This window comes from uncultured Chryseobacterium sp. (genome assembly GCF_913776365.1).
Classification (GTDB): domain Bacteria; phylum Bacteroidota; class Bacteroidia; order Flavobacteriales; family Weeksellaceae; genus Chryseobacterium.
This window is the reverse complement of the sequence record NZ_CAJYMO010000040.1, coordinates 1-6,079: the sequence shown is the minus strand read 5'-3', so window position 1 is coordinate 6,079 and position 6,079 is coordinate 1. Positions and strand designations below refer to the sequence as shown.

The 6,079-nt window shown below is 46.7% G+C and carries 5 protein-coding genes; all 5 read right to left on the bottom strand.

Annotation, left to right across the window (positions count from 1 at the left end):
- A partial coding sequence (locus tag QZ735_RS02445; protein WP_294243829.1) for an L-rhamnose/proton symporter RhaT occupies positions 1-800 on the bottom strand: 800 nt, incomplete at its 3' end.
- A gap of 536 nt (positions 801-1,336) precedes the next feature.
- Entirely contained in the window at positions 1,337-2,497 is a 1,161-nt protein-coding gene (locus QZ735_RS02440; protein ID WP_294243827.1) for a glycoside hydrolase family 88 protein, read from the bottom strand.
- A 55-nt stretch (positions 2,498-2,552) separates the two neighbouring features.
- Entirely contained in the window at positions 2,553-4,430 is a 1,878-nt protein-coding gene (locus tag QZ735_RS02435) for a rhamnogalacturonan lyase (RefSeq protein ID WP_294243825.1), read from the bottom strand.
- Positions 4,431-4,579: 149 nt separating this feature from the next.
- Positions 4,580-5,383 (bottom strand): hypothetical protein, encoded by an 804-nt coding sequence (locus tag QZ735_RS02430; RefSeq protein ID WP_294243823.1) that lies wholly within the window; start codon positions 5,381-5,383, stop codon positions 4,580-4,582.
- A 167-nt stretch (positions 5,384-5,550) separates the two neighbouring features.
- Positions 5,551-6,079: glycosylhydrolase-like jelly roll fold domain-containing protein (locus tag QZ735_RS02425; RefSeq protein ID WP_367117824.1), on the bottom strand; the 529-nt coding region annotated here is incomplete at its 5' end.

Here is a 6,079-nt window from a genome sequence, read left to right as displayed (position 1 = left end):
TAATCGGTGTAGGATTTATTTCTGAATGAAAGATAGAGGCAGCCGATAAGATTGGAAGCCATTCCGCCCCAGAGGACTACGATATAGGTGACATTATTCTGAAACAGGAATTCCCCCTGCCCGGGATGGGCCGATTTCCAGGCTTCATTGGCCACATGGGCCATCGGCTTTCCTGCTTCCAACCCAAAGTTGAAACATGCACTCAGAATTCCGGAAATGACGGCTACTGTGAGCCCGAGTCCGAATTTATATTCCGTTTTCACCTGCATCCCGTGCGGGTCTGAGGACCCGGTCTGAAGCTCCCGGTCTTTCATCACCCCGGCTTTCCCGCTGATGATGATTCCGATGACACAGACTGCCAGCCCTAAAAGGACCATCCGTCCCCATGCGCCGGAAAGCATCAGGCCAATGCTGTCTTTACCGTCCTGTGGAAAAAATTCATAATAAAAGGAAGGCACCAGCGAACCGATGACCATTGTAAGTCCCAACATGATGCTGCTTCCCAGGGCAACGCCCAGATACCGCACGCCGAGACCATACATAAATCCCCCGATTCCCCAAAGGGCACCGAAGAGAAACGTAAACCCCAGAATGGAAGAACTTTCATTACGGATGATTTCCCAGAAATCCGGGATGGTAAGGAATGCAGCCAGCGGCGGAACAATGACCCATGAAAAAACCCCGCCAATCAGCCAGAAAGTTTCCCACTGCCAGCCCTTTACTTTTTTATACGGCAGATAAAAGCTTCCTGAAGAAAAGCCGCCCAGGAAATGGAACAAAACCCCTAATAATGCATTCATAATTTCGTATGATCTATTGAATTTGAAAATTACAGTTATGGAATCGATTGCGCATCTTGTACTGTCATGCTCGAAACATTGAAAAATAAGGAATTTTATATTGTCTCAAAAAGATTTTTTAAAACCCTGCTTTCAATGCACTTAGAAGCATTTTAAATAAGCAGGTACCACAATACTTTTCACCAAAATAAGCCTGAGGCCTATCTTTTTCCTCTTTGATCAGAAAAAAACACGCCGGATTCCGAAGCCTGCCAGGTGTAGATCAGCACCATGAGACATTTACTTGTTGGCCATTTTATTGAATCGATCCATTGACCAACTTACGGCATGTTGTGTATGCAGGATGGTAAGTCTGTCAGGATTGATGATTTTCAACCGATCTGTTCTCAATAGCCCCGCCCTTGATCGGTCTGACCGGTCAGTTAAACGTTCCGGCTTATCTGTTGCTTTAAACCGAGCATAAAAAGACCCGGCAGGTTTTGGGAAAACCTGCCGGGTCTTATGATACTGCAACCCTTTACGGTTTTACAGAATGATTACTTCAGCCTGTACACTTCACTGGCAGCCAGCAGGAAACACCCGAGTCCGTAATCTTCAAAATCCGGGACTTTGTCGATGGCCAGGGGCTGGCCATCTTTCGGTTCTTTCCCGGTTCCCTGCACCCAGCCCAGGAAACCGTTGGGCTGCACGGAGTCTTGTATGATGGCATTCCAGGCTTTTGTGATCACCGGCAGGTAGGTTTTCCTGTCGATTAATCCGTTGTTGATGCCATAGGCCATTCCATAGACAAACAGGGCGGTGCCGGTCATTTCTTTTCCTCCAAAATTTGTAGGATCATGCAGGCTGACGTTCCAGAAGCCGTCTTCCCGCTGAACGGGCAGGAGTGCTGCCAGCAGATCCCGGTAATCCTGCAGGTATTCCTTATAGTGGGGATCTGATTCCGGCGTATCTTGCAGGGTGCGTGCCAGAGCGGCTACTACCCAGCCGTTTCCGCGGCTCCAGTAGCAGTCTTCGCCGTTCGGTTCCCGGTAAGGCGGAACAAAACTTTTATCGCGCCACCAGATTTTATCTTTGGGATTGTACAGTCCGTTCCCGCCATGCCGGTACTTGGTATAGGCATACATTTCGTAATTACGGTCAAAATATTTCCGGTCTCCGGTGATTCTTCCCAGCTTGGAAAAAATCGGCATGCTCATCTGCAGGGCATCGATCCACCACCAGTCGTCCACTTTGTCAGTAGCCATCATGCTGTCCATGGCTGCTTTTACGTTTTTAATCCGCTCAGGATGCTTTTTACCGTCGATTTCATACAGGTCAAGATAGGTCTGCCCGCATGCCTGGTGATCGGCGTTCCGGGTATAGGTTCCGCGCATCAGATCCCAGTTGTGCTTTTGGGACCAGTCCATTGCATACCGGTAATATTCCTTTTTGGGATCCACTTGATAAAGCGCCATCAGCCCTTCATAATAGACGGCTCTTGTCCAGAGGTTGCTGGGCCATACTTTCTTGCCTACAATTTCTTTTCCCGGATCCGGCCATTTGTCCATAAAATACCGGTTGGCCAGTTCTGCCACTTCCAGTACCTGCTTCTTATCCGGCAGTTCCCCCTTTAAGGCTGTAGTCTGTTTCTGAACCGAACAGGAAGTCAGGCCTCCGATGATGAGTGCCAGAAAACCTGTTTTGAATAGCTTTTTCATTCTATTTATTTTATTTTATTTTATTTTTAGTAAAGTTGACTCTGCGCTATAGGTATTATTCTTTTTTTACTGTAACTATATCGGGTTGAGGAACCTGCTTTACCGATTCATCCAGGTAGTAATCCGTATGCGGAGGCTGATTGTACCCTACATTCTGCCACACAATGCTCAACCGGTACTGCGGATTGTGCATTAACGTATACAATCTGTGATTGGTTGGAATCGTTGTTGAAAAAATCCGCAGCTCCCGGTTGTCGGCCGTCCTGTACATCACTTCTTCCCGCCAGTCGCCGAACAGGTCCGCCACCAGAGACGGGTTCTTCTTGGTCCCGTTATTGGATTCGCACTGAAAATCCCTTGCATCGAACATCCCATCGGATTTTGATGATTTCCAGTCCCATTTCGAAATTACGGTTCCGTCTAAGATTTCGCTTAAAAAATCGCCGTCCCAGTAGATTCCCATATTGCAGGCCGGGGCACTTTCGCTTATTTTATTTCCTTTTGCGTCATAAACGCCTTTCAGCCCGGCACCTGCTGCCCAGGATTCCGAACCCTGATAGCGGGGATCGATATTTAAAGACAGGCCTCTTCCCGGGCCCTGGAATTTACTTGCCTGGCTGTACACGGTTGAGGGCAGCTTCCACAACACTTTTCCTGTTTTTCCATCCCTGAAATGGGCTCCGGCATCATCGAAACGTTCCTGGATATCGAAAATTTCCAGTCCCGGATGGGAAGGATCCAGATCGCCTACATGCAAGGCATCACCGTGGCCATACCCTGTGCTGTTCAGCACCTTTCCGTCATCATCAATAGTCATGGCACCGAAAATAATCTCATCCTTACCGTCATGATCCACATCGGCAACGCTGAGATTATGATTGCCCTGGCCGCGGTATTTTTTATTCTCTTCCGAACTTTCGGTATCGAAGAGCCAGCGGAGACTGAGTTTTTGATCCCTGAAATCCCAGGCAGCCATCGCAGTCCGGGTGTAATATCCTCTGGACATCATTACACTTGGTGCTTTCCCGTCCAGATAGGCTACCGCGCCCAGAAAACGGTCGATACGGTTTCCTTTGGCATCACCCCAGGTTTCAGTCATCTGTTCAGCAGTCGGATAGAGACTGCCCGCAAACCTTGGAACCTGATAATTGACGGTGTGAATTTCGGCTCCGGTCTGGCCGTCAAAAACAGTCAGAAATTCCGGTCCTGAAAGGATCATCCCGTTTTCATTGACATAGCTTTTGGCCGGATCGCCGATGAACTTCCCCTTACCGTCCCGGGTTCCGTCCGCAGTCTTCATTACGATTTCCGCTTTTCCGTCCTGATCCAGGTCATAGACCAGGAACTGGGTGTAATGCGCACCTTCCCTGATATTTTTGCCTAAATTGATTTCCCACAAAAATGTTCCATCCATTTTATAAGCCTGGATCACCGGCGGATCTGTCTCTCCTTTCTGGCTGTTGTCGTGTGACCGTCCGGTCTGGTGCAGGATGATTTCATACCGGCCGTCGCCATCCAGATCAGCCACCGATGCATCGTTGGGCGTATACCCGGCAGGCGTTTTCAGCGGAATGGAAAGGTAAGGCTTCTGGTTGGCGGTGTATCTGGCAAAATCCCGGTCGACTTCCTGATGCAGCGTATTTGATTTTACGAAATAGGTGTAATTTTTTCCTTTATCAGCGGTTGTATCTAAAAAACAGGTTCCGTTACGCAGAGGTTTTCCATTCAGTTTTACGGTCTGGTTATTTTCTGTACGGTACACCTCAAAATGTGTATCCTGAGCTTCCGTTCCCAACAGGCGCCAGCTTACGAAAACTCCGGAATCCGCCGGGATGGCTACAATTCCGCGTTTTAAATATTCCATTTGCCTTTGCGCAGAGAAGGACTGTGAAAGCAAAAGGGCGGATGTCATGAAGATGTATCTGGTTTTCATAAGCAAAATCCTGTACTTTATGAGTTTCGGCTAAAGCCGGATGTAAAACTATATTTATCAAACAGGCGGAAGGCCACTTCAATTGATCCTTAATACCTTATGAGTTTTAAGGGTATAATTAAAATTTCAATCGATTGCGCAAGCTCTCATTATTTTACGGGTATCTGCTTCAGCAGCCATTTTACCCATTCTCCGGTTCCTTCATTATTGGAAAAGTCTTCTGTAAGCTTCTTCCCGTCAATATATTCATTATAGCACCAGGGATCACCCAAAGCGAAAACAGTTCCCTTCCCTGCTCTTGCGATAGCCCCAATTACCTGATTTTGAGCATAGAGAAAAGGCTTCGCCGGTGATTTTGCCGTGATGGTGCTCACTTCTTTCATATATAATTTACGTTCTGAGAAGACTTCATTTCCCGGTTGCACATAGACTGCACCTTTTTCAAACTCCCTGCCCTTCAGGCGGTTGATGCTGTCATCATTAAAATGAATCCCGAATTTCTCCGCCAGTTTATTGAAATAGGCAAACTCAGAATTGCCGTTATCGTTGCTCAACAGAACGAGGATACCGCCGTTGTTAACCCATTTTTCAAGGTTCTTTATTGTTTTAGTATCCACCAGGTTGGCTTTTCCTCCGTATGCTTCCTTGTCAGTATCCGGGTCAACAATGATGTAGATATCAGCATTTTGCAGGTCTTTTTTTGACGGTGCTTTGGTCAATGTGGTGATTTCCGCCCCTTCCTTTTGGAAGATTTCGCCTAATAAAGAAAAGCCTCCGTTGGTGGTGTCGTTCCAGGTATAATGCCAGGACTCCAGGGCTTTGGTTTCTTTATTTTCCCGTCCTTCGTTGTTGAAATAATGATCTAAAACCACTTTCGGTTTGCTTTGGGCATTGAACAATCCAAATGTGATAAGACTTCCTAATGCTACTGTTTTTACTATGGTTTGTTTCATAAATACTTACTTTTTAACTGAGCCTGTTTCTCTTGTTTTTTAACGCAAAGTCCACTAAGATTTTTTAACTACTAACTGTTTTTAAGTTCGCAAAGGCGTAAACTCAGTGTAGATCGCGAAGTGCCATTTTTAAAGGCTATCGTTTATTTACTTACTCATTTACTTATTTATTCTGAGAAATATACAGGAATTAATTGAATCTGCCCATCCAGACCGGAAGGCTGTACTTTCCAGCCGGAAGCATCAAACGGTTTATAATCGATGTTGACGAAATTGATTTCGTGGTAATTCCGCCACGGGATTTTATTAAGATCCATATAGCGGATGCGGTTGGCCATCAGGTTGGAAACCTCAATCCGGATGGTATTGTTTCCCTTCTTCAGGTATTTTCCGACTTTGATTTCGAACGGAAGGCTCCAGACCGTTCCTGCGTCCTGACCGTTGATGATGACTTTTGCACTTTCATACAATTTATCAAATTTCAGCACCGTCTCATCCGCCTTGTTTTTCTTTAATCTGAATGACGCGGTATACACTCCGGTTCCTGAAAAATATTGGGTCGAAACATCTTCCGTAAAATCCGTCCAGGGCTGAAGCCTGCTTATGGTCCTCGCTTCCGGAAGCCCGGGCCCGCCTTCTTTGAAAGTCAGTTGCCAGGGTTGGCTGATAACCACCGGCGTACCCGTTTTTTCGATG

What these genes read in the sequence shown, in the direction of transcription:
- QZ735_RS02430 (WP_294243823.1), bottom strand. Translation starts at nt 5,383, where the DNA reads ATGAAACAAACCATAGTAAAAACAGTAGCATTAGGAAGTCTTATCACA.
- QZ735_RS02440 (WP_294243827.1), bottom strand. Translation starts at nt 2,497, where the DNA reads ATGAAAAAGCTATTCAAAACAGGTTTTCTGGCACTCATCATCGGAGGC.
- QZ735_RS02435 (WP_294243825.1), bottom strand. Translation starts at nt 4,430, where the DNA reads ATGAAAACCAGATACATCTTCATGACATCCGCCCTTTTGCTTTCACAG.